Source organism: Streptomyces sp. NPDC006997 (assembly GCF_040635175.1).
Lineage (GTDB): Bacteria > Actinomycetota > Actinomycetes > Streptomycetales > Streptomycetaceae > Streptomyces.
Map to the genome: position 1 here is coordinate 173,292 of NZ_JBEYHH010000009.1, position 22,990 is coordinate 196,281.

The following is a 22,990-nucleotide window of genomic DNA, read 5'->3' on the forward strand; positions in this document are numbered from 1 at the left end:
CGTCAGACCTTCGGCTGGGCCCGGTCCGCCAGCGTCCCGCACAGGGCGGTCGTACCGCCGGTGGCGTACGGGTCGGTGCCCGCCGGGGCGCCGCCGGTCGCCTTCTGTCCCGCGAGCAGCGGGCGCAGGTGGTCGGCGGAGTCGGCGGCGCAGGACAGCGGCCCGGCCTGGGTGGCGGAGCCGACCAGCTGGGTCTGGTGCAGGCGCAGGTCGTCCCGGTCGAAGCGGAAGTGCAGCTCGCGCCGGACGGTGAACAGGGACGCCTCGGCCTTCGCGTCGGCGCCCGCGGGCCGCAGCGCGTAGACGAAGGTGTGGTCCGAGGTGACCTCCAGCGTGGCCGAGTCGGCCTCGCTCACCCGCAGGCTGCCGCGCACCCGGATCTCGTCGTCGGCCAGCTCGGCCAGGGCGGGGTCGAAGCGGACCAGCCAGCCGGTCGGCACGTGCCGTCCGTCGGCGGCCGGGTGCTGGAAGCTGCGGTCGAACTGGTCGAGCTGGTCCCCGTCGACGAGGATCCGGACGGGCCGCACCTGCTTGCCGGAGAGGACCTCCGGGTAGAGCGAGGAGCGGACGATGTAGTCCTTGGCGGTGGTCAGCGCGTTGACGACCTGGCCCTCGGAGAAGTTCGCGGTGCGCCGCGACGGGGGTAGCGCTATGCCTCCGGCGCCGAGCCGGAACTGCGCGGCGGGGCTGCTGGTGAACAGCCGCTCCACGTCGGCGGTGCCGGGCACCGCGCCCCGGGGCGCGAGCGGGACGACGGTCGAGCGCAGCGGCTCCACGGGGTTGCGAGCGGCCCCGGGGTCGCCGTAGGGGTTGCGGACGCCCATGTAGAGGGCGGTGCTGAGGGCGATGACGATCATCAGCACCAGGATCAGCGCCTGCCGGGACAGCCTGCGGTGCGGTTGCGGGCGGCTGCGGACGGCGGGGGCGTGCTCGGTGGTCCGCTCGCGCGCGGAGAACTCCTGGAGGCGGGCAGCCCGGATGAACGACTCGTCGAAGACGACGGATCGGTACTCGTCCTCCGTGCCTGGGGGCACCCCGTCGGGCGTCCCCTCAGGCTGGTCTCCAGGCCCACCCATATCTTCAGGGTAGGTCCGTGGAGCGCACGGTAAACGCCTGGCTACGCGCCAAGTTGTGGCAGGTTCCCATCACTGGCGGCGCCATGCGCCCCCCGGGCCGCTCAGGGGGTGCGGGGCACCGCGGAGACGGGTGGCTGGGAGTGGTCGGCCGATGCGGACGGGGAGACCGCGCCCCCCTGTCCCGGGCTGGTCGAGGCGGGCGGCGCGGGGGGCTGGTCCTGGCGGCTGGCGGAGGCGCTGCGGTAGACTGCGGCGAAGGCCAGCACGACCATGCCGACACCCATGACCAGGGCGAGGAGCCAGGCGACGGGGCGGTGCCAGCGCACCTGCCTGCCGTGGCGGCCGAAGCGGCCGGACCCGTAGGGACCGTCCTCGAAGACGTCGGGGTCGTCCGGGTCGTACTCCGGATCATGGCCGAAACCATCCGGGCCGCGGACGTCGTCGTAGCGCTCGCCCCGGTAGCGGGTGCGGCGGGATTCGGCCTCGCTGGCCTCGGCTCTCGCCTCGGCCGCGGCCAGGAGGCGTTCGACGGCGGTCGGCTCGTGGACCACGGCCGCGCGTACGAAGTCCTCGTCGAAGACCACGGAGGCGAACTCTTCGTCCGACACCCCGCGGTCGTGGTCGTCGTCGGGCATCCAGCCGTCGGGAAACGGCGTGCCCCCCACGTCCTCCGGCACCGTTCCAGAGTAGACCTGGGGGGTCAATTTGGGCAGACCGTATGGAAATTCATCCGCGTGCGCGGATCGGTTCCGGACAGCGCGCGGGCGTACCGGGGGCGCGTGCCGCGCGCATATGCCCCGATCTCGGCTCAGCGTCGTACGTGCCCGTCGCCGGTGACGATGTACTTGGTGCTGGTCAGCTCAGGCAGGCCCATCGGGCCGCGGGCGTGCAGCTTCTGGGTGGAGATGCCGATCTCCGCGCCGAAGCCGAACTGGCCGCCGTCGGTGAACCGGGTGGAGGCGTTCACGGCGACCGTGGTCGAGTCGACCAACTGGGTGAACCGGCGGGCCGCCTGCTGCGAGGTGGTGACGATGGCCTCGGTGTGGCCGGAGGTCCACAGCCGGATGTGCTCCACGGCCCGGTCGAGGGAGTCGACGACGGCGGCGGCGATGTCATGGGAGAGGTACTCCGTCTCCCAGTCCTCGGTTGTCGCCTCCACGACCGTCGCCCGGGAGCCCTTCGCGTACGCCATCACCCGCTCGTCGGCGTGCACGGTCACCCCGGCGTCCGCGAGGGCGTCCAGCGCGCGGGGCAGGAACTCGGCGGCGATGTCCTGGTGCACCAGCAGCGTCTCGGCGGCGTTGCAGACGCTGACCCGCTGGGCCTTGGAGTTGATCAGGATGTCGACGGCCATGTCGAGGTCGGCCTGCGCGTCGACGTAGACGTGGCAGTTCCCGGTGCCGGTCTCGATGACCGGGACGGTGGACTCGCTGACGACGGTGCGGATCAGGGAGGCGCCGCCGCGCGGGATCAGTACGTCGACCAGGCCGCGGGCGCGCATCAGCTCGCGCACGCTCTCCCGGCTCTCGCCGGGCACCAGCTGCACGGCGTCGGCGGGCAGCCCGGCGCCGCCCACGGCGTCCCGGAGCACCCGCACGAGGGCGGTGTTCGACTCGTAGGCGGAGGCGGAGCCGCGCAGCAGGACGGCGTTGCCGGACTTCAGGCAGAGCGCGGCGGCGTCGACGGTGACGTTGGGGCGGGCCTCGTAGATGATGCCCACGACACCGAGCGGGACACGGACCTGCCGCAGGTCGATGCCGTTGGGCAGGGTGGAGCCGCGGACGACCTCACCCACCGGGTCGGGCAGCGCGACCACGTCGCGGACGTCGGAGGCGATGGCGCGCATCCGCTCCGGCGTCAGGGTGAGCCGGTCGACGATCGCCTCGCTGGTCCCGGCCTCGCGGGCCCTGGCCACGTCCCTGGCGTTGGCCTCGATGACTTCGGCCGTCCGTACTTCCAGGGCGTCGGCGATCGCGAGCAGCGCGTCGTCCTTCGCGGACCGCGGCAGCGGGGCGAGGTCGGCGGCGGCGCCCTTGGCCCGGTAGGCGGCCTGGGTGACCGGGGACATGGAGTCGTACGGCGAGAGCGTGGTCATGGGGGAAGGGTAGTGCGCCGATACGGGCCGATTCCGGTCCATCCCAAACCCCGAGACACCCCGAGGCACCCCGACAGACCTCGGGCCGCCTCGGGGAACGCCCTAGAACGGGTGCATCCCGACCGGGGAGGCGGGGGGCGGGCCGTAGCCCTCGGCGACGCGCTGGTGGTAGGTGGTCCGGTCGATGACCTCCAGGCCGACGATCTCCCAGGGCGGCAGCCCGGCGGTCTGCCGGTGCTCGCCCCACAGACGCAGCGCCACTGCGGCGGCGTCGTGCAGGTCGCGGGCCTCCTCCCAGTAGCGGATCTCGGCGTGGTCGCGGGCGTAGCGGCTGGTCAGCAGAAAGGGGTGGTCGTGGGCGAGCTGTTCGAGGGCGCGGCGGACCTCGGGGAGCGGGGTGGCCTCGCCGGAGACGCTGAGGGTGACGTGCCACAGGCGCGGAGTGTCCTCGGGCCGCCCGCCGCCCGAGCCGCTCCCGCCCTCGGTGTCGTACCGGTCGCCCGTGGCGACGCTGGTCAGGGCGCGCTCCTCGCCGGGCGCGCGGCCGTGGCCCCCTCCGGCACCGCCGCGGGAGGCCGCTGCCCCCGGGCGCACTCGTCTCACGGCGGCCTCCTTCGTGCGGTGCCCCGCGGTGCCCGCGAGGCGTCGGCGGAATGTGTCCCTGAGACAAAGTTGAGCAGGCCGCAGGGGTTCGCGGGGCACTTTCGCGGAACGTCCACCTCAGGGCGGTTCCCTTTACGGGCCGTTCTCCCTGTTTTCGGCCGGTGGTCGAAAGCCGGTCCCGCGCGCCTCAGCCGTGCAGGATCACCAGGTCGTCCCGGTGGACGACCTCCCGCTCGTACGCCGGGCCCAGCTCACGGGCGAGTTCGCGGGTGGAGCGGCCGATCAGCCGGGGGATCTCCCGGGCGTCGAAGTTGACCAGCCCGCGGGCGACGGCGTGCCCGTGGCCGTCGCGCAGTTCGACGGGGTCGCCCGCGCTGAAGTCGCCCTCGACGGCGGCGATCCCGGCCGGGAGCAGGGAGGTGCGGCGCTCCACGACCGCGCGCACCGCGCCGTCGTCCAGCATGAGCGCGCCCTGCGGGGCGGAGGCGTGCTGGAGCCAGAGCAGGCGGTCGGCGGAGCGCTTGCCGGTGGGGTGGAAGTAGGTGCCGGTGTCCTTGCCGGTCAGCGCGTCGGCGGCGTGCACGGCGCTCGTCAGCACCACGGGGATCCCGGCGGCGGCGGCGATCCGGGCGGCCTCGACCTTGGTGACCATGCCGCCGGTGCCGACGCCCGCCTTGCCCGCGCTGCCGATCTCCACGTGGTCGAGGTCTGCCGGGGCGCGCACCTCGGCGATGCGGGAGGTGCCGGGCTGGCCGGGGTCGCCGTCGTAGACGCCGTCGACGTCGGAGAGCAGCACCAGCAGGTCGGCGCGGACGAGGTGGGCGACGAGCGCGGCGAGCCGGTCGTTGTCGCCGAAGCGGATCTCGTCGGTGGCGACGGTGTCGTTCTCGTTGACGACCGGCAGGGCGCCCATCGCGAGCAGTTTGTCGAGGGTGCGGGAGGCGTTGCGGTGGTGGGCGCGGCGGCTCATGTCGTCGCTGGTGAGCAGGACTTGGCCGACGCGGACGCCGTAGCGGGCGAAGGAGGCGGTGTAGCGGGCGACGAGCAGGCCCTGCCCGACGCTGGCGGCGGCCTGCTGGCGGGCGAGGTCCTTGGGCCGACGGCGCAGCCCGAGAGGCGCGAGTCCGGCGGCGATGGCACCCGAGGAGACGAGCACCACCTCCCGCTCGCCGCCGCCCCCCCGTCTCCCGCCACCACCCTCAACCGAGGCGCTGCGGGCCGCCCCCTCGTTTCGGCTCTTGGCGAGGACGTCCACGAGCGCGTCGACGCGGTCGGCGTCGAGGCCGCCGGACGCGGTGGTCAGCGAGGAGGAACCCACCTTGACGACGATCCTGCGGGCCTCGGTCACGGCCTGCCTTGCCCCTGCCACCTTGCTCCTCGTCCCCTTGCGTCGCTGCGGCTGCCCGTCCGGCAATCTACGCGAACGCGGCCGGACGCCGTGTGCCTGTTTCACCCGTTGAACGGGCCGGTGATCATCCGCGGGTCAACTCGCACCCGCGGCCAGGGCAATTGTGCTAAGGGGGTCGCTCTGCGTGTTCATGCTAGGATCCCCGCTGATGGTCGCAGTAGTTGAGGATTGTTGGACTGTATTGATGCGACTGCCAACACTGTGAATCCACCTCTGCTCCGTCGCGACTCGCCAGTCTCCATCAAGCAGAGGATCAATATGAAGCGCATTCTCATTCAGGCCGGTAACAACCCGTTCGACGTGCCCAGCGTCGAAAGCACCCTGGTACGCAACAGCATCCGGGGCAACGTCGGCAACCTGATGTACACGAATGCCGCCCTCAAGCACCTGTCCGTGCCCGACGCCGAGATACAGGTCGACACCACGCATTTCGCGGAACTCACCGTCGCGGACGCGGACCGGATCAACAACGAGTGCGACGTCTTCGTGATCCCGATGGCGAACGCCTTCAAGAAGAAGTTCATCCGGCACCTGGGCATCCTGGCCGACGTGGTCGGCAAGCTGAAGGTGCCGGTGGTCGTCTTCGGCGTCGGCGCCCAGGCCACCCTGAGCTACGACACCGAGTTCCTGGCCCCCGTGAACTCCGCCGTCAAGCGGTTCATCGGCGCCGTACTGGACCACTCCGCTTCCATCGGTGTTCGCGGTGAGTTCACCAAGGATTACCTCGGCGAACTCGGTTTCAAGGACGTCGACGTCATCGGCTGTCCGTCGGTGTACTTCCGCGGGCCGGACTTCCGGATGGACAACCCGGCCGGCCGGGACCTGCCCGCCGACGCCCGGATCGCCCTGTCCACCGCACTGCGGCTGGCCAACGCCGAGCACGCTTCGGCGATCAACGCCGCGATCCTCGAACAGCACCCCGACCTCACGTACTTCGCGCAGGAGGGCCGCGACCTCCAGACCCTGTACTGGGGCGACACCGCGGAGGCCGCCGGGCGCCACACGCCGATGCCCGACCTCAGCAACCACCCGCTGATGCGCTCGGCCGACGTCTGCGTGCCGCTGGAGCCGCACAGCTGGATGGACGCCCTGGCGGAGTTCGACTTCGCTCTCGGTACGCGTATCCACGGCAATATCGCCGCACTCGTGGCCGGAACTCCGGCCTATGTGTTCGCTCATGACTCGCGCACTCTTGAGCTGTCCCGCTACCACCACCTCCCGCACAAGGTCCTCACCGACATTCCGGCGGACGTCAAGGTCGCGGACCTCTATGCCGACGCCGACTACTCCTCGTTCAACAAGCACTATGACGAGGGTTTCCAGCGGCTCCTCGACTTCATGACGAAGAACGGCCTCAAGAACGCGTACGAGCACGGCGACGGTGGCGCCGGGTACGACCGCAGGATCGCCGCCACGGAATTCACGGAGCCGTACCGGCGTACCGAGAACTACGACCAGGCCGATCTGCTCTTCCGGATCACCATGCTCAAGGAACAGAACAAGGCCGCGGCGGACGCCGCCGCCCGCGCCGAGAAGAAGGCCAACGCGCAGGCCGCCCGGATCAAGAAGCTGGAACTCGCGCTCGCCGAGGAGCGCAAGTCCGCCGACGCCCGCCTTTCGGCGATCGAGGCCCAGCTGAAGAGCGGGAATTCCGGCAGCCGGGCCCGCGGACTCGTGAAGCGGCTGTCGTCGAAGTAACCGACCCGAGCCGTTGAAGCCCGAAGGCCGGGCGCCGCAGGTGCGGCGCCCGGCCTTCGGTGTCGGACCAGCAGGCCCGTCGGGCCAGGAGGTCCGTCGAACCAGGAGGTCCGTCGAACCAGGAGGAACGACGGACCAGGAGGAGCGACGGTCACCCCGCGGGGTCGACCAGTCCCACCAGGTCGGCCGGATCCGTCTGCTCGCTGGGATCGGAACCGTTCTGCTGGTAGGCGGACGCCTCCACCGAGTCGGACATGTTGAACGAGTCGGTGCGCTGCGAGGGGACGACCACCCGGGGGCGCTGTCCCTCGACCTCGTCCTCCGCGAGTTCCGCCCGGCCCTTGGCGGCGAGGGCGATCGCGGCGGCGTTGAACCGCTCCATGGAGGTGGGACGGTCCGGGCCGAGCACGTACTCCTTGAGGGTGCGGCGGTGCGGAGCCATCGGGTCGTGACGCGGCTCGCGCACCGACCGCAGGATCTCCGGCAGCCGGGCGCAGGCGCTGTCCAGCAGGTAGGCGCCGCCCGCGGTGGTGTACGCGGCCCGGAAGTCGTCGTCGGGGAGGTCGTGCGCGTTGGTCAGCACGTACGGCTTGAGGCTGGCGACGAAGTCGGCGACCACGGAGGAGACGTCGCTGATGAGGATGTCGGCCTGGTTGAAGCACTCGTACAGCGTCGGCAGCCGCTTGAGGATGACGTGGTGCCGGGCGGCGGCGTGGCTCTCCCAGAAGACGCGGTGCCACTCGGCGTGCAGGTCCTGCCACTCGGTGCCCTCGTCCCGGTCGGGGACGCGGGCGTCACGGGTCTGCTCGGCGTCGTCGCCGTCGTGCTGCCCCGCCATCTCGTCGAGCCTGGCCTCGATCTGCTGGAGTCGCGCCCTGGCGGCGTTGGCGACGGTCGCCGCCCCGCGCCGCTCGTTGTCCTGCTCCAGCAGGGCCTGGATGGCCTGGTCCGCGGCGGCGGCCTCCGCCGAGCGCTTGCCGGTGAGCGGGTGCGGCTTGTAGACGACCCGTACGTTCTCCTCAAGGAGCTTCTGGACCAGCGTCACGCCCATCGGGATCAGGGACGTGTGGCAGTCGTCGTCGCTCCAGCCCTCCCAGGTGGGGGCGTACAGGACGACCGGGTCGGGGCCCGGCGTGTGGTCGTCGTGCAGCCGGATGGGGGCGAGCTGCGGACGGCCCACCTCGACGATGGCGCTGTCGCTGATGGCGTGCCGGACCCGCTGGTAGCGGTCGCGGCCCGCGCGGCCGGCCACCCAGATCTCGTCGTACACCTTGCTGACCCGGTTGCTGCTCGCGAGCTTGTCGCTGTCGCCGTGGCCTATGAAGACGTGCTTGGCCTCCGCGACGCGCAGCATGTGCACGTTCTTGCCCGCGTTGCCGGGGTAGAGGACGACCCGGACCTCGGGCAGCTCCAGCTGGGCCACGTCGTCCGCCTTCGGCACGCAGACGACGGGTATCCAGGTGCGGCTCAGGTAACGGAACGACGCGCGCTCCCGCAGGATGATCAGCGGGCGCATATCGAGCTGCTCCAGCGTCTCGATCCACATGTTGACCTGGTACATGAAGTCGCGGGACACCGCGGCGAAGCTGAAGTAGAGCGCCACCTCGGGCCGGTACCCGGCCAGCTGCTCGTTGAGCGCGGCGATCATCTCGTCCGGTCCCGGCGTCCGGGCCGCACGGCGCAGCTGCCACAGCAGGGCCACCAGCGCCAGCGCCGCCAGCGCGGTCATCAGCGCGAAGCCCGCGTAGGCGGGGTACGTGTGGTCCACCACCAGCGCCGCCAGCAGCCCGGCCTGTGCCGGCACGTCGAGGTGGAGCAGCTTGCGCAGGAAGCGGCGGTAGAGGTAGGCGGGCGGCTGCTTCGGTATGCCCGCGCCGCTCATGTCGAGGTTGCGGACCATCACCGGCAGCGTCCGGCGCACGCGGATGCCGCGGTGCACCGCCGAGTACAGCATCACGATCGCGAAGTGCACGCTGAACGCGGCCAGCCCGAGGACCAGGACCGTGGCCGAGGCGCCCATCCGCTGGGCGAGGGCGAGGAGCATGACCATACGGGCGGCGAACCGCATGGTGCGGGTGAGTTGCAGCGTCGCCAACCGGCGGATGAACCCGGGAGCGCGGGAGTGCAGCATCTCGTCCGTGACATAGCTCACGGCGGCCGCGGCGACGAACCCCCACAACGACGGCAGCAGAGCGAACACGGGCAGGGCCGCGAAGCTGGCGCCGAACAGGAACACCAGCAGAAGGTCGGCCTTCCCGCGCACGCGCAGGACAGTGCACAACCAGCGGATCATCATGGGCAAGGATTCCTCTTCACGGTATACGTGCGGCAGCGCGGGTGCCGCGGTACTCCTGTTTCGACGTGCGGGGGAGACCAATGGTTGTACATCACCGCGACAGACCAAATCTACCTTCAGTTGGGGGAACCGCTACCCTCGCCCAGCCCCGCGGCCGCCCCGTCAGGAGGACCGTCCGCCCACCGTCTCCGGGCGCCTGCCGCGGATCACCCGACGCGCCAGGGAGCCCGCACGACGCCGGGCTTTCAAGACCACCGCGGACTTCGGCCGAGACTTCGACGCGGGCTTCGACGGCGACTTCGGTCTGCCTCCGGCGCCGACCTCCCGGTAGCCGGGAACGCCGCGTGCCTCGGCGGGCTCGGCCAGGTACACGGCGTCCGGTACGCGCGCCCACCACCTACGGAAGTGCGGGTAGGCGAGGTAGACCCGGGTGCCCTCCCCCTCCAGGCGGGCCTCGGGCTCCTTCTCCGCCGCGACGAACCTCACGACGTCCAGGAGGAGGCGGGGCCGCCGCTCGGCGACCAGGTGCAGCCGCAGCCTCTCCTGGACCCGGAGGCGGCGGGCGACGCCCTCGGTCCAGTAGGCGTCCAGCAGCGGACCGGCGAGTTCGAGCTTGTGCCGCCGGACCTCCTTGCCGTCCTCCAGGTACCGGGGGCCGAACTGGGGCAGCAGGGTGACGCGGAACGGACGCACCATGAGCTGGTCACGCCGCTCGCCCTCGGGGACGTGCTCGGCGATGAGCCGCATCAGGGCACGGGCGGAGTCGAAGCGCGGGAGGTGGCCCCCGGTCCTCGTCACGTGCTTGCCGTCACTGCGGCCCACGAGGTAGTAGCAGGTGTAGTCGGCGACCACGGAGACGCCGTCCGCCCTCAGGTAAGCCTCCATGGTGAACAGGGCGTCCTCGCCGGTCCACAGGGACTCGTCGAACCGCATTCCGTGGCGCTCCAGCAGGGAGCGGCGGAACAGCTTCTGCGCGCTGAGCGTGTACTTGATGGGGGAGGAGAAGACGTCGGCGCGCTCCACCGTCCGGCGCCACATCGACTGGGGGGCGCCGCGGTTGACGCCCTCGACCCGGCCGAGGACGACATCGGTGCCCGCCCGGTCGCCCATGGCCACCAGCCGCTCCAGCGCCTCGGCACCCAGCCGGTCGTCAGCGTCGAGGAAGAAGACGTAGCGTCCGGTGGCCAGGCTCAGGCCGACGTTGCGCGGGCCGCCGGGGCCGCCGGAGTTCCGCTGCCGGATCACCGTCACCGGCATCGCGGCGCGGGCGGCGAACTCCTCCAGGTACTCCCCGGTGCCGTCCGTCGACCCGTCGTCCACCGCGACGACCTCGACACGCTCCGGGCCGATGCTCTGCGCCTCGACGGAGGCCAGGCAGTCGATCAGGTACGGCATGGCCTCGTACGCCCCGATGACCACCGTCACATCCGGCTGCGTACCGCTCACGTCTCCCCCTCGTCCACAGGAGTTCCCTCCTGTGTTCCCTCCCGGATACCTTCTAGACGGACGGGTGCGACGGAGCGTTGCCCCTCCCCCGCAACGGTGACGGGGATCACAGCGGACTCGGCGGCCCCACGTGTCTCAGCCCCCGGGGAGCAGCCCCGGGGGCTGCTCCCCGGGGGCCCGGAGCGGCTGGTCAGCCCGCTGCCACACCGTCCGCGGGTTCGGCGGTGTCGGCCCCCTCGGGCGCCTCGGTGGCCTGTGCCGCCGCCCGGGACTCCTGGCCCAGGTTGCGGGTCCGGGCCTTGAGGGCGAGCTGGGCGACCGCCGTGTTGAACTGCTCGATGGAGGTCGGCTCGTCCGGGCCCAGCAGGTACCGCTTCAGTTCCCTGCGGTCCTCCGCCAGCGGGTCGGCCGCGGGGTCCCGTATCGCGGCCAGCAGTTCACCCAGCTCGGTCGCCTTGTTGGTGAGGATCACCGCCGCGCGGACCGCGGTGTTCCGCCGCTTGAACTCCTCGGCGCCCAGCCCCGCGGAGTCCGTCACCGCGTACGGCTTGCCGCTGGCGATGAAGTCGGAGACCACGGAGGAGATGTCGGAGACCATCGCGTCGGAGACGTTGAAGCAGTCGTACAGCCGTGGCTCGGGACCGGTGATGACCCGGTGCTCGAAGTCGGGGAGGGAGCGCCAGTAGGCGTCGTTCCACTCGGCGCGCAGCCGGGCGATCTCCGCGTGCTGTGCCACGTCGGTCAGCCCGTCCCGGGTCGCCACGGCCTCGTCGCCCTTCTCGGCGCCGTTCCCGGTCAGCTCCGCGATCCGGGCCTCGACGCGGGCCAGCTCGGCCTGGGCGGCGGCCAGCTCGGCGGGGTCGGCCTGGAAGCGTTCGTCAGCGGAGCGCTGGGCGGTGGCCTTCTCGACCAGCGCCGTGATCCGCCGGTCGGCGGCCCGTGCGGCGGAGCTGCGGGTGCCGGTGAAGGGGTGCGGCTTGTACAGGAGACGGACCGGGGGGTCGGCCTTGAGCAGTTGGCGGACGATGTTCTCCCCTGCGCGCAGCAGGGAGGTGTTGCCGGGGTTGTCGTCCCAGCCCTCCCAGGTGGGCGCGTACAGCACGGTCGGCATCCGGCCCTCGGGCACGTCGTGCCGGCCCTTGATCGGCGCCAGTTGCGGGCGGCCGACCTCCACGATGGCGTCGTCGCGGACCCCGACGTCGGCGACGGCGTACCGGTCGCGGCCCGCGCGTCCGGCGGTCCACACCTCGTCGTACACCTTGCTGAACGGGTTGACGCTGGCCACCTTGTCGCTGTCGCCGTGGCCGATGAAGACGTGCTTCATGGTCGGTACGCGCAGCAGGTGGATGTTCTTGCCGACGTTCGCGGCGTACAGGGCGACCCGCACCGTGGACAGGTCCAGGTTCATCAGGTGCACCCCACCGGGCACGCAGACGACCGGGACGGTGGTGGGTTCGAGCCTCTCCAGGACGGCGCGCTCACGCAGGATGACCAGCGGCCGGGTCTCCAGCTGCTCCATGGTCTCCAGCCACATGTTGACCTGGTACACCGCGTCCCTGGAGCCCGAGAAGTACAGCACCGTCTCCGGCCGGTACTCGCCCAGCCAGTCGTCGACCGCCTTCAGGATCACCGTGGGGCTCGGCGGTATCTTCGCGCCCCGGACGTAGGGCGTCAGCGCGGCCACGTACAGGCAGCCCGCCAGCAGGGTCAGACCGATGCCGGTGAAGCCGGGGACCGGGGAGTCCAGTTGGGCGGAGAGCAGTATGCCCGCCACCGCGGCGACGTCGAGGTGGAGCATCTTCTCGGCGGAGCGGTGCAGCAGGGGTCTCGGCGGCGCGTCGGGGATGCGGACCCGGGAGGTCAGGTCGATGTTCCGGGTGGCGACCGGCATCTTGCGGCGGTTGCGGATGAGGGTGACCAGGGCGCCGTGCGGTGCCTGAAGCGCGTAGAAGGCGATGAAGCAGGCGATGGCACCGTAGTAGATCAGGTTGTCCGCGAGGGAGAGCCGGGCCAGGAGCAGGACCAGGAGCAGCTGCCGGATCAGGAAGCGGATCGACAGGCCGGCGCGCACTCTGCTCAGGCAGCTGATGAGGTAGCTGCCCTTGTGGTGCAGGTAGTGGTCGGAGAGGTAGGTCGTCGCGGCCGCGACCGCGAAGACGGGAACGCTCGGAACGAGCGCGGCCAGCATGAGGCAGCAGTAGCCGAGCATCATGAGGACCGCTGCGACCAACTCGGCCGCGCTGCCCACCCGGGCGACGCGAATAGCGGTGGATATCACGGAGAACCTGCTCTTGGAGGGGATGCCAGTCTTTGTGACGGTGCAAGCTCAGGATGTGAATAATATGAGAAATGCGGCTTAGGACGGATTCAGGCCCCTGCGGACCCCCGGCGCCGAGCGGCGGGGAACCCACAGAGGCCTGAAAGGCGAGGCTCTATTGCGGCGATTATTACACGTCGTCGTGGCGGTCGAGCACCAGCGCCAGCGCCTGCTCGAAACCGGACGCCTTGTTGGCGCTGGCGGTCGGGTCCTGCTGGCGGACGTCGATCACGTGTCCGGTCAGCTCGGAGAGCAGCACGTCGAGCGAGGTACGGGCCACCGCCTCGGAGGACAGCAGGCTGCCCGCGGGCTCCTGGCCGAACGCCTTGGTGCGCATCGGGGTCGCGGTGCGCTCGGGGTTGACGCAGTTGACGCGGATGCCGTCCCCGGCCCACTCGTCGGAGAGCGCCTGGGTCAGGTTGACCATGGCGGCCTTGGTGGAGGAGTACAGGCTGTACTCGGCACGCCCGCGGGTGTAGCTGCTGGAGGTGTAGAGCAGCAGCTGGCCCTTGGTCTCCGCCAGGTACTTGTACGCCGAACGAGCGATCTGCACCGGGGCCAGGTAGTTGACCTTCAGCGCCTCCTCGATGGTGGCGTTGTCGGTCTCCGCGAGCTTGCCGATGCGCAGCACGCCCGCGGTGTTGACGACGTAGTCGATCCGGCCGGTCTCCGCGTACGCCTTGGACAGCGCGTCGTCGACCTCCTCGGGGTTCTCCACGTGGGTGCCGGTGGTGGAGCGGCCCAGGGCGTAGACCTTCGCGCCGTAGGACTCGGCGAGTTCGGCGATGTCCTTGCCGATGCCGTAGGACCCGCCGAAGACGACGAGCGTCTTGCCGGTGAGGAGTTCGCGGTAGACCTCCTCGCCGTTCTGCTCGGGGGTGGCGGTCGAGGCGAGCTGGAACAGCTTGTCGGCGATGAAGACGTCGACGGGCTGAGTGACCTTCATGTTGTACTCGTCGCCCGCGACGACGTGGATCGGCACGTCCGGCAGGTACTTCAGGACGACGGAGCAGTCGTCCGTGGCCTGGAAGTTGGGGTCGCCGGACGCGACCTGGTAGGCGCGGCGGATCGTGGACAGCTTGAACGCCTGCGGCGTCTGGCCGCGGCGCAGCCGGGCGCGGTCCGGGATCTCGGTGATGAACTCGCCGTCCTCGCCGTGGGTGCGGGTCACGATGATCGTGTCCGCGGACGGGATCGCCACGTCGACCGCCTGGTAGCGCTCCAGCGCCGCCACGCAGTCGTCGATGACGCGCTGCGACAGCAGCGGCCGTACGGCGTCGTGGAAGAGGACGTTGACGTCCTCGCCCTCGGCCAGGCCCTCGCCCAGGGCGCTGATGGCCCGCTCGGTGGTCTCGTTCCGGGTGGCGCCGCCCTCGATGATCCTGCTGACCTTCTGGAACCCGGCCTTGGCGACGATCTTCTCGATGTCCGGCACGTAGCCCGGCGCCATCAGCACGATGACGTCGTCGATGGAGTCGGCCTTCTCGAAGGTGGTCAGGGTGTGCTCGATGACTGCCTTGCCGGCGATCTTCAGCAACTGCTTGGGGATCGACAGACCCACCCGCTGGCCGGTGCCACCGGCCAGGATCACTGCGGTGGTACGGGGCTTGGCTATGTGCTGGGACACAGGTGACCTACCTTGGGGCGTCAGGGAACGGGGAAATGGTCCCACTTCGGGTTACCGACATGCAAGGTGAGTGCCCCCCAGCGCATATGTGCGCGCAACCTGCCATTCACCTCCCACCCACGGTGGTTGACGTCGACTTCGCGGGAGGCCGCCGCGAACGCTGTGAGTGACCCCACAGGCCACCGGCACCCGAAACGGCGGCGGAGCCGCTCAGCGCAGCCGCAGCCGCCTCAGGCAGCGGTACCCGAGCACCCTGACCAGCTCCTTCGACGACGTCTGGTGGACGCTCCGCGACCGGGGCGCCTGCCGCGGCGCGGCCACCGGCTTCGGCGGGGGCGTCGCCGCCACCGCGGCCAGCGCCCCGTACAGCGCGTGGGCGGCGGCCTCCGGCGCGAGCCTGGCCACCCCCTCCGGGCGCCGTTCAGCACCCCGTTCCGGCACCTCGGACAGCAGCGCGACATCGCCGACGACCCGCGCGCCCGTCGCGCTGATCCGCCCGGCCATCTCCGCGCCGATGCCCGCGGCGGCCTCGACGGCCCAGCGCGGTGTGAAGATCTTCATGTCCTCGGGTGTGGGCTCGTACACACTTTTCATGTGCATGACGGCCCCATACCGGATAAGCCGTGAATACAGCTCCTCGGGCAGCTCGTGTGCGCGGAATTCCGCATTGAGACACCGGAGCATTTCGGCCTCGGCGAGACCGAGGGAACGGTTCGCCGTATCAATGGTCGGCTGAAGGAAATGCTCCGGAAGTCCGAGGAGCCCCTCGAACGTCCGCATCAGGCCATCGCGGTCGCGGTCGTCGACCACCACGACCGTCACCCGCTCCGCGCCCACCGCCCGCACCCACCGCTCGACCAGCCGGTCATGCCGGTGCCGACGCCAGAAACTCGGGTTGGGCCTGTCGTAGGGCGGCTTGCGCAGCATGTGTTCCAGCCAGGCCTCGTAGTCCATCCGCAGCCCGTTCTGCACGTACTGCTGCCACTGCGACGGCATGATCCTGGCCAGCGGGCGCAGGGTGACCAGCACGTGCACCCGGTCCCGCCCGCCGAGTTCCCCGACGATGCGCGCGACGGTCCCGTCGTCCTCGGCGTCGGCGAAGAACTCGCTGCTCACCACCGACGTGCGCGCGCCGGTCGCCCGTACCTGTTCCAGCAGCCGCGTCCACTGGGCCGCCCGGGGCTTGGCGTCACCCAGCATCCCGGGCCTGGCGCAGGCGGCCAGCACCGCGCCCATCGGGTGCCTGCTGTCCGCCGGGAACGCCACACCGTGCTCCGGCAGCCGGTCCCGGGCCGCGAACAGGGCGCCCTGGATGGCGGTGGTGCCCGTCTTGTGGGGGCCTATGTGCACCAGCCGGGTCCCTGGCGGCAGCGGGGCCACCCGGGCGGCCGAACGGTTCGGCTGGGCGGGAACGGCGGGCAGCGAGGTGCCACCCGCGCCGTTCACTCCGACTTCGTCTTCCGTCCAGTCTGTCTCCATGGCCACCGGATGGTAGGAGACCACTCTGAGTACCGCCTGAGAAGGACCGGGAACCGCGCCGGTCCGGCCGTCCGCGTCAGAACGGCTCGAAGTCGTCGAACTCGCGCTGCGCGTCGTCGCGTTCGGCCTGCCGGTCACGGCGGCGCTGCGCCGCCGGACGCTGCTCCTCCAGACGGTGGTCCTCACCGCGGCGGCCCAGCATCTCCGCCCCGGCCATCACCGTCGGCTCCCAGTCGAAGACGACCGCGTTGTCCTCGGGTCCGATCGCGACCCCGTCCCCGGCCCGCGCGCCCGCCTTCACCAGCTGCTCCTCCACCCCGAGGCGGTTGAGCCGGTCGGCGAGGTAGCCCACGGCCTCGTCGTTGTTGAAGTCGGTCTGCCGCACCCAGCGCTCCGGCTTCTCGCCGCGCACCCGGAACAGCCCGTCCTCCTCGCGTTCGACGGTGAAGCCCGCGTCGTCCACGGCCTTGGGCCGGATGACGATCCGCGTCGCCTCCTCCTTGGGCCGCGCCGCACGCGCCGCGCCGACCAGCTCCGCGAGGGCGTACGACAGCTCCTTCAGCCCCATGTGCGCCACCGCCGACACCTCGAAGACGCGGTAACCGCGCGCCTCCAGGTCCGGCCGCACCATCTCGGCGAGGTCCTTGCCGTCCGGGACGTCGATCTTGTTCAGCACGACCAGCCGCGGCCGGTTGTCCAGGCCGCCGTACTGCCGCAGCTCCTCCTCGATGACGTCGAGGTCGGAGACCGGGTCGCGCTCGGACTCCAGCGTCGCCGTGTCCAGCACGTGCACCAGCACGCTGCACCGCTCCACGTGGCGCAGGAACTCGAGGCCGAGCCCCTTGCCCTGGCTGGCCCCGGGGATCAGTCCGGGCACGTCGGCGATGGTGTAGACGGTGGAGCCCGCGGTCACGACGCCCAGGTTCGGCACCAGCGTGGTGAACGGGTAGTCGGCGATCTTCGGCTTGGCCGCGCTCAGCACCGAGATCAGCGACGACTTGCCCGCGCTCGGGTAGCCGACCAGCGCCACGTCGGCGACGGTCTTCAGCTCCAGTACGACGTCCCGCAGGTCCCCCGGCTCACCGAGCAGCGCGAACCCGGGCGCCTTGCGGCGGGCGGAGGCCAGCGCGGCGTTGCCGAGGCCGCCCCGGCCGCCCTGCGCGGCGACGAACGACGTGCCGTGGCCGACCAGGTCGGCGAGGACGTTGCCCGCCTTGTCCAGCACGACGGTGCCGTCCGGCACCGGCAGGACCAGGTCCTGGCCGTCCTTGCCGGAGCGGTGGCCGCCCTCGCCGGGCTTGCCGTTGGTGGCCTTGCGGTGCGGGGAGTGGTGGTAGTCCAGGAGCGTCGTCACCGACTGGTCGACGGTGAGGATGACGTCGCCGCCCCGGCCGCCGTTGCCGCCGTCCGGGCCGCCGAGCGGCTTGAACTTCTCCCGGTGGACGGAGGCACAGCCGTGGCCCCCGCTACCCGCGGCGACGTGCAGCTCGACGCGGTCCACGAAGGTGGTCATGGGATGTGCCTCCAGATACGTACGCAATGTCTTGGCGTGAATGCCTTGGGTGTAACACGCGAAAGGCGGACCCGCTTCCCCGGAGGGAAGTGAGGTCCGCCTCGCGTTGGTGTCCGGTCAGACTGCTCAGGCGACCGGGACGATGTTCACGACCTTGCGGCCGCGGCTGGTGCCGAACTCCACCGCACCGGCCTGGAGGGCGAACAGCGTGTCGTCGCCACCGCGACCGACGCCGGAGCCCGGGTGGAAGTGGGTGCCACGCTGGCGGACCAGGATCTCGCCCGCGTTGACGACCTGACCGCCGAAGCGCTTCACGCCGAGGCGCTGAGCGTTGGAGTCACGACCGTTGCGGGTGGACGATGCGCCCTTCTTGTGTGCCATCTCTCCTCAGTCCCTTACTTCGCAGCCGCGGGGATCTCAGTGACCTTGATCGCCGTGTACTGCTGGCGGTGGCCCTGACGACGGCGGTAGCCGGTCTTGTTCTTGTAGCGCAGAATGTCGATCTTCTGGCCCTTGTGGTGGTCCACGACCTCGGCCTGGACCTTGATACCGGCCAGCACCCACGGGTCACTGGTCACGGCGTCGCCGTCGACAACGAGCAGGGTCGAGAGCTCGACCGTGTCGCCAACCTTGGCGGTGGAAATCTTGTCAACCTCAACGATGTCACCGACAGCAACCTTGTGCTGGCGGCCACCGCTGCGCACGATGGCGTACACGCGGATCTCACTCTCTCGCTCGGGAACGGCACCCCCGCAGTCCAGCCGCCCGACCGAAGCGAACAGCCTCTCCCGGCCCACCGGAGTCCGGACGCCCGGGAGGAAGAGGTTTACGGGGATGTGGCGTGTCTCTGTGGACGGACATGCCGACGGTCAAGGTTACGGGGCGGCGGCCGAAGGGGTCAAACCGGGCCGGGCTCCCCGGGTGTGCGGCCGGTCACGCCGACCGCACACCCGGGGCGTCCCGCGCGTCAGCCCTCGTCAGTGGAGGCCGAGACGGAGGGCAGGGTCTGCTCCGCCGCCACGGTCTTCTTCGCGGTGGTCTTCTTGGCCGCCGACTTCGTCGTCTTCGCCGCCTTCTTGGCCGTCGTCTTCTTCGCCGCCGTCTTCTTGGCGGCGGTCTTCTTGGCCGTGGTCTTCTTCGTGGCGGCCTTCTTCGCCGTGGCCTTCTTCGCCGTCTTGCGGGCCGTCTTCTTGGCGGCGGCCTCGGCTTCGGGGGCCTCGGCCTCGGAGGTCTCGGCGGCCTCGGGGGCTGCCGGGGCCTCGGACGCCTCGGCGGCCGGTTCCGCCGTCTCCGTGGGGACGACCAGGACGGCCGCCTCCGCCGGGGCGGTGGGCGCGGTGGCCTTGCGCACGGCGCGGCGGCGCGGACGGGCGGGCGGCGCGGGGCTCTCCGCCGCGGGCTCGGCCGGAGCCTCGGGCTCCGGGGTGACCGGCGTGTCCTCGGCCGACGGCGCGGACGCCGCGGGCTCGGTCACCGTCACCACGGCCGCCTCCGCCGCCGTCGGCGAACCGGCCGGGGCGGACGCCCTGCGGGTCGCCCGGCGCCGGGTACGGCCCTTGGGCGCGGCCTCCTCGACCGTACGGCCCTCGAAGACCGGGTCCTCGACGGCGGCCGGCTCGGACTTCACCTCGGCGGCGGCCTCCGGGGTGACCGGACGCGCGACCTCCTCGGCGACGGTGACGTCCTGCGCGGTCGGCGCCACGACGACGGCCTCCTCGGCCCTGGGCGCACCGGCCGGAGCGGACGCCCGGCGGCTCGCCCGGCGCCGCGAACGCCCGCGCGAGACCGCGGCCTCCGCCTCGGCGACGCTGCTGTACAGCTCCTCGTCCGGCGCGAACTCGGGGGCGGGCAGCGCCACCGGCTCCGCGATCTCGGCGGCGACCTCGACGGCCTCCGCCTCCGCCTCCTCCTCCGGCGTCACGGCGGAGATCTCGGCGGCGACCGCGGGCTCCTGCTCGGCCGCACCGGCCCGCGCCCGCTTCTTGCGCTTGCCGCCGCCCCCGCCGCCCGCACCGGCGGCGTGGTCCAAGTGCACGATCACACCGCGGCCGTTGCAGTGGACACAGGTCTCGGAGAACGACTCCAGCAGGCCCTGCCCGACCCGCTTGCGGGTCATCTGCACCAGCCCCAGCGAGGTCACCTCGGCGACCTGGTGCTTCGTACGGTCCCGGCCCAGGCACTCCAGCAGGCGGCGCAGCACGAGGTCCCGGTTGGACTCCAGCACCATGTCGATGAAGTCGATGACGATGATGCCGCCGAGGTCGCGCAGCCGCAGCTGGCGGACGATCTCCTCGGCCGCCTCCAGGTTGTTCCTGGTGACGGTCTCTTCCAGGTTGCCGCCCTGACCGGTGAACTTGCCGGTGTTGACGTCGATGACGACCATCGCCTCGGTCCGGTCGATCACCAGCGAACCGCCGCTGGGCAGCCAGACCTTGCGGTCCAGCGCCTTGGCGAGCTGCTCGTCGATCCGGTACGTGGCGAAGACGTCGACCTCGCTGGTCCAGCGGCTGAGCCGCTCGGCCAGGTCGGGGGCCACGTGGGAGACGTACCCGTGGATGGTCGACCAGGCGTCGTCACCGCTGACGATGACCTTGGTGAAGTCCTCGTTGAAGATGTCGCGCACGACGCGGACCGTCATGTCCGGCTCGCCGTACAGCAGGCTCGGGGCGTTGCCGCTCTTGGCCTTCTTCTGGATCTCCGTCCACTGCGCCTGGAGCCGCTCGACGTCGCGGCGCAGCTCGTCCTCGCTGGCGCCCTCGGCGGCGGTGCGCACGATGACGCCCGCGTCCTCGGGGACGATCTTCTTCAGGATCGTCTTCAGCCGGGCCCGCTCGGTGTCGGGCAGCTTGCGGCTGATGCCGGTCATCGAGCCCTCGGGCACGTACACGAGGTAGCGGCCCGGGAGGGATACCTGGCTGGTCAGGCGGGCGCCCTTGTGCCCGATCGGGTCCTTGGTGACCTGCACCAGGACCGACTGCCCGGACTTCAGCGCGGACTCGATACGGCGCGGCCCGTGCGCCATGCCGAGCGCCTCGAAGTTCACCTCACCGGCGTAGAGCACGGCGTTGCGGCCCTTGCCGATGTCGATGAAGGCGGCCTCCATCGACGGCAGCACGTTCTGCACCTTGCCCAGGTACACGTTGCCGACGTACGACGTCGCCTGCTCCTTGTTGACGTAGTGCTCGACGAGCACGCCGTCCTCCAGGACGCCGATCTGCGTACGGTCGCCGTACTGGCGGACGACCATCACGCGCTCGACGGCCTCGCGGCGGGCCAGGAACTCCGCCTCGGTGATGATCGGCACGCGGCGGCGGCCCTGCTCACGGCCCTCGCGGCGGCGCTGCTTCTTCGCCTCCAGACGCGTGGAGCCCTTGATGGACTGCACCTCGTCGGACGGCTCGGCCTGCTTGCGCGGCTCACGCACCTTGACGACGGTGCGCTCGGGGTCGTCGGCGGACGGCTCGGCGTCGGGGGAGCTGTCACCGGCGCGACGGCGACGACGGCGGCGACGGCGGGTGCTGGAGCTGGAACCCCCGGCGTCCTCGCCACGGCCCTCGGCGTCCTCGTCGTCGGCGTCTTCCTCGGCCTGCTCGGCGGTGCCCTCGGCGTCCCGCGCGGCCTGCTCGGTGGCGGTGTCCTCGCCCTCGCCGTCGGCGCCGTCACCGGTCTCGCCCCGGCGACGGCGACGGCCGCCCCGGCGACGGCGGCGGCGCGAGCCGGTCTCCTCGCCGTCGTCCTCGTCGGCGTGCTCCGCGGACTCCTCGACCTCATCGGGCTCCTCCTCCGCGGCGGGCGCGACGGCGGTCTCGGCGGGCTGCGCCTCGGCCTCGTCGGCGGCACCGCGGCGCCGGCGACGGCGGCGCGAGGGGGTCTGCTCCTCCACGGCTTCCGCGCCCTCGGCGGTCTCCTCGGTCTTCCTGGCCTTCGTGGCCTTCGTGGTCTTGGCGGTCTTCGCCACCTCGGGCTCCGGCTCCGTTTCCGGTTCCGCTCCGGTCGCGGGCTGTCCCGCCGCCTCGGCGGCGGCTTCGGCGGCGGCCCGCTGCGGCGTCTGGAACTGGAACTGCGGCTCGGTGAAGACCGGCGGCTGGAACACGGCGACCGCGGGCCGCGCGGGGCGGCGCGAGGACTCGGGCTCGGCGGCGGGCTCCGCGGGGGTCTGCGCCGTGGGCTGCGCGGGCTCGGCGAAACCGGTGGCGGCCTTGCGCACGCTGCGGCGGCGGGCCCGGCGCGGGGCGGCCGCCTCGGAGACGGTCGCCTGCTCGCTCTCGGCCCGCGGCGCGGTGGCCCGCTCGTCGGGGCTGCCGGGCTCGGTGACGGGCTTCTCCTCGCTGGTGGTCGGCTCGGCCGCGGTCTGCTCGGCCGTGGTGCCGGTGGCCGCGGGCTCGGCGGTGGCGCTGGCGTCGTCCGTGCCGGTCACCGCGGCGGTCGCGCGCCGGGTGGCCCGACGCCGCGTGCGACGCGGGGCGGCCTCTTCGGCGGGGGCGGGGGCTTCGGCCTTCTCAGCGGCAACAGGCTTCTCAGCCGTTACCGCCGCCTCGGCCGTCTCGGCTGCCTCAGGCGCCTCGGTGACCTGCGCGGTCTTGGCAGGCGCGGACGCCTTCCGGGTCGCCCGGCGGCGCGGACGCGCGGCGGGCGCGGCCTCGGGCTCCGTCACCGGAGCCTCCGCGACCTCGGCCGCGACCGTCTCCGTCGCGTCCGTGGTCTCCGGCGCCCCGGCGGGCGCGGACGCCCGGCGGGTGGCGCGGCGGCGGGTGCGCGGGGGCGCGGGCTCCTCGGCGGGCGCCTGCGCGGCCACCGGTTCCGCGGCGGTCGCCGTCTCGGTGGGAGCGTCGTCGGCGGGGGTGGCCGCGGGCAGTACGGTCTCGGCGGCCTCCACGGGCGCCACGGCCCCGGCGGGCGCGGACACCTTCCGGGTCGCCCGGCGACGCGGACGCGCGGCGGGCGCGGGCTCGGGCTCCGTGACCGGGGCCTCCTCGGCCTCGGCCGCGACCTCGGTCTCCTCAGCCACGTCCGTCACATCCCTCACGTCCGCCGCATCAGCAGCGTCGGTCTCGTCCGCCGCGATCGCGGCGGCCTCCGCGGCCGGTATGGCCGGGGTGACGGTCTCCACCGGGGCGTCGGCGGAGGCGACGGGCGGGCCCGCCGGGCGGGACGCGGCACGGCGCCGACGGCGCGGCGGCAGGGTGTCGCTGGGGGTGTTCAGTTCGGAACCCTCAGTGGGCTCGGTCGGTTCAAGCATCCGGGCGTTTCTCCCGTCAGGCTCCCGGGCGCCGCACCTGGTCCGGCGTATGCCGGTGACGTCCGCGGCTCGCGCGCTGCGCGTGTGCCGCCGTCCGGGGCGCGAGCGCCACTCGGGAGCTTTCTGTGTCCTGTCTCGCCGGTTCCGTACGCCGTGTTGCGAACGGCCTGGCGAAAGTCTTGTGGTCGGTGGC

15 protein-coding genes are annotated in these 22,990 nt (G+C 71.9%); 1 reads left to right on the forward strand and 14 read right to left on the reverse strand.

Annotation, left to right across the window (positions count from 1 at the left end):
- Positions 1-2: 2 nt before the first annotated feature.
- The 5 genes from ABZ659_RS11785 to proB form a co-directional block, all read right to left on the reverse strand.
- The gene (locus tag ABZ659_RS11785) at positions 3-1,076 is read right to left on the reverse strand and encodes a hypothetical protein (protein ID WP_360216767.1); all 1,074 of its coding nucleotides are present in this window, start codon (positions 1,074-1,076) and stop codon (positions 3-5) included.
- Positions 1,077-1,177: 101 nt separating this feature from the next.
- On the reverse strand, positions 1,178-1,780 hold the full coding sequence (locus ABZ659_RS11790; protein WP_360216770.1) for a hypothetical protein: 603 nt from the start codon (positions 1,778-1,780) through the stop codon (positions 1,178-1,180).
- A 104-nt stretch (positions 1,781-1,884) separates the two neighbouring features.
- On the reverse strand, positions 1,885-3,171 hold the full coding sequence (locus tag ABZ659_RS11795) for a glutamate-5-semialdehyde dehydrogenase (RefSeq protein ID WP_360216773.1): 1,287 nt from the start codon (positions 3,169-3,171) through the stop codon (positions 1,885-1,887).
- A gap of 102 nt (positions 3,172-3,273) precedes the next feature.
- Entirely contained in the window at positions 3,274-3,774 is a 501-nt protein-coding gene (locus tag ABZ659_RS11800) for a hypothetical protein (protein WP_360216776.1), read from the reverse strand.
- 187 nt (positions 3,775-3,961) lie between these two features.
- A complete protein-coding gene (gene proB, locus ABZ659_RS11805; RefSeq protein WP_360216908.1) occupies positions 3,962-5,122 on the reverse strand; it encodes a glutamate 5-kinase in 1,161 nt (386 codons plus the stop codon).
- A gap of 318 nt (positions 5,123-5,440) precedes the next feature.
- On the opposite strand from proB, the gene ABZ659_RS11810 reads away from it, so the two are divergent.
- Positions 5,441-6,880: a polysaccharide pyruvyl transferase family protein gene (locus tag ABZ659_RS11810; protein WP_360216779.1), complete on the forward strand. Its 1,440-nt coding sequence runs from the start codon at positions 5,441-5,443 to the stop codon at positions 6,878-6,880.
- Between the two features lie 151 nt (positions 6,881-7,031).
- Here the strand turns inward: ABZ659_RS11810 and ABZ659_RS11815 are convergent, their stop codons facing one another.
- The 9 genes from ABZ659_RS11815 to ABZ659_RS11855 all read right to left on the reverse strand — a co-directional run bounded on the left by ABZ659_RS11815 (position 7,032) and on the right by ABZ659_RS11855 (position 22,797).
- Complete coding sequence (locus ABZ659_RS11815; RefSeq protein WP_360216782.1) at positions 7,032-9,176, reverse strand: hypothetical protein; 2,145 nt, start codon at positions 9,174-9,176, stop codon at positions 7,032-7,034.
- Between the two features lie 162 nt (positions 9,177-9,338).
- Positions 9,339-10,622, reverse strand: coding sequence for a glycosyltransferase family 2 protein (locus ABZ659_RS11820; RefSeq protein ID WP_360216785.1), 1,284 nt, complete (start codon positions 10,620-10,622; stop codon positions 9,339-9,341).
- A 190-nt stretch (positions 10,623-10,812) separates the two neighbouring features.
- The gene (locus tag ABZ659_RS11825; RefSeq protein ID WP_360216788.1) at positions 10,813-12,900 is read right to left on the reverse strand and encodes a hypothetical protein; all 2,088 of its coding nucleotides are present in this window, start codon (positions 12,898-12,900) and stop codon (positions 10,813-10,815) included.
- A gap of 169 nt (positions 12,901-13,069) precedes the next feature.
- Positions 13,070-14,566 (reverse strand): bifunctional cytidylyltransferase/SDR family oxidoreductase, encoded by a 1,497-nt coding sequence (locus ABZ659_RS11830; protein WP_360216791.1) that lies wholly within the window; start codon positions 14,564-14,566, stop codon positions 13,070-13,072.
- A gap of 210 nt (positions 14,567-14,776) precedes the next feature.
- Positions 14,777-16,045 (reverse strand): hypothetical protein, encoded by a 1,269-nt coding sequence (locus tag ABZ659_RS11835; RefSeq protein ID WP_360216794.1) that lies wholly within the window; start codon positions 16,043-16,045, stop codon positions 14,777-14,779.
- A 76-nt stretch (positions 16,046-16,121) separates the two neighbouring features.
- Positions 16,122-17,558, reverse strand: coding sequence for a GTPase ObgE (gene obgE / locus ABZ659_RS11840; protein ID WP_360216797.1), 1,437 nt, complete (start codon positions 17,556-17,558; stop codon positions 16,122-16,124).
- A gap of 126 nt (positions 17,559-17,684) precedes the next feature.
- On the reverse strand, positions 17,685-17,939 hold the full coding sequence (gene rpmA, locus ABZ659_RS11845; protein ID WP_351064556.1) for a 50S ribosomal protein L27: 255 nt from the start codon (positions 17,937-17,939) through the stop codon (positions 17,685-17,687).
- A gap of 14 nt (positions 17,940-17,953) precedes the next feature.
- The gene (gene rplU / locus ABZ659_RS11850) at positions 17,954-18,274 is read right to left on the reverse strand and encodes a 50S ribosomal protein L21 (RefSeq protein WP_004931419.1); all 321 of its coding nucleotides are present in this window, start codon (positions 18,272-18,274) and stop codon (positions 17,954-17,956) included.
- Positions 18,275-18,525: 251 nt separating this feature from the next.
- Positions 18,526-22,797: an Rne/Rng family ribonuclease gene (locus ABZ659_RS11855; protein ID WP_360216801.1), complete on the reverse strand. Its 4,272-nt coding sequence runs from the start codon at positions 22,795-22,797 to the stop codon at positions 18,526-18,528.
- Between the last annotated feature and the right edge of the window lie 193 nt (positions 22,798-22,990).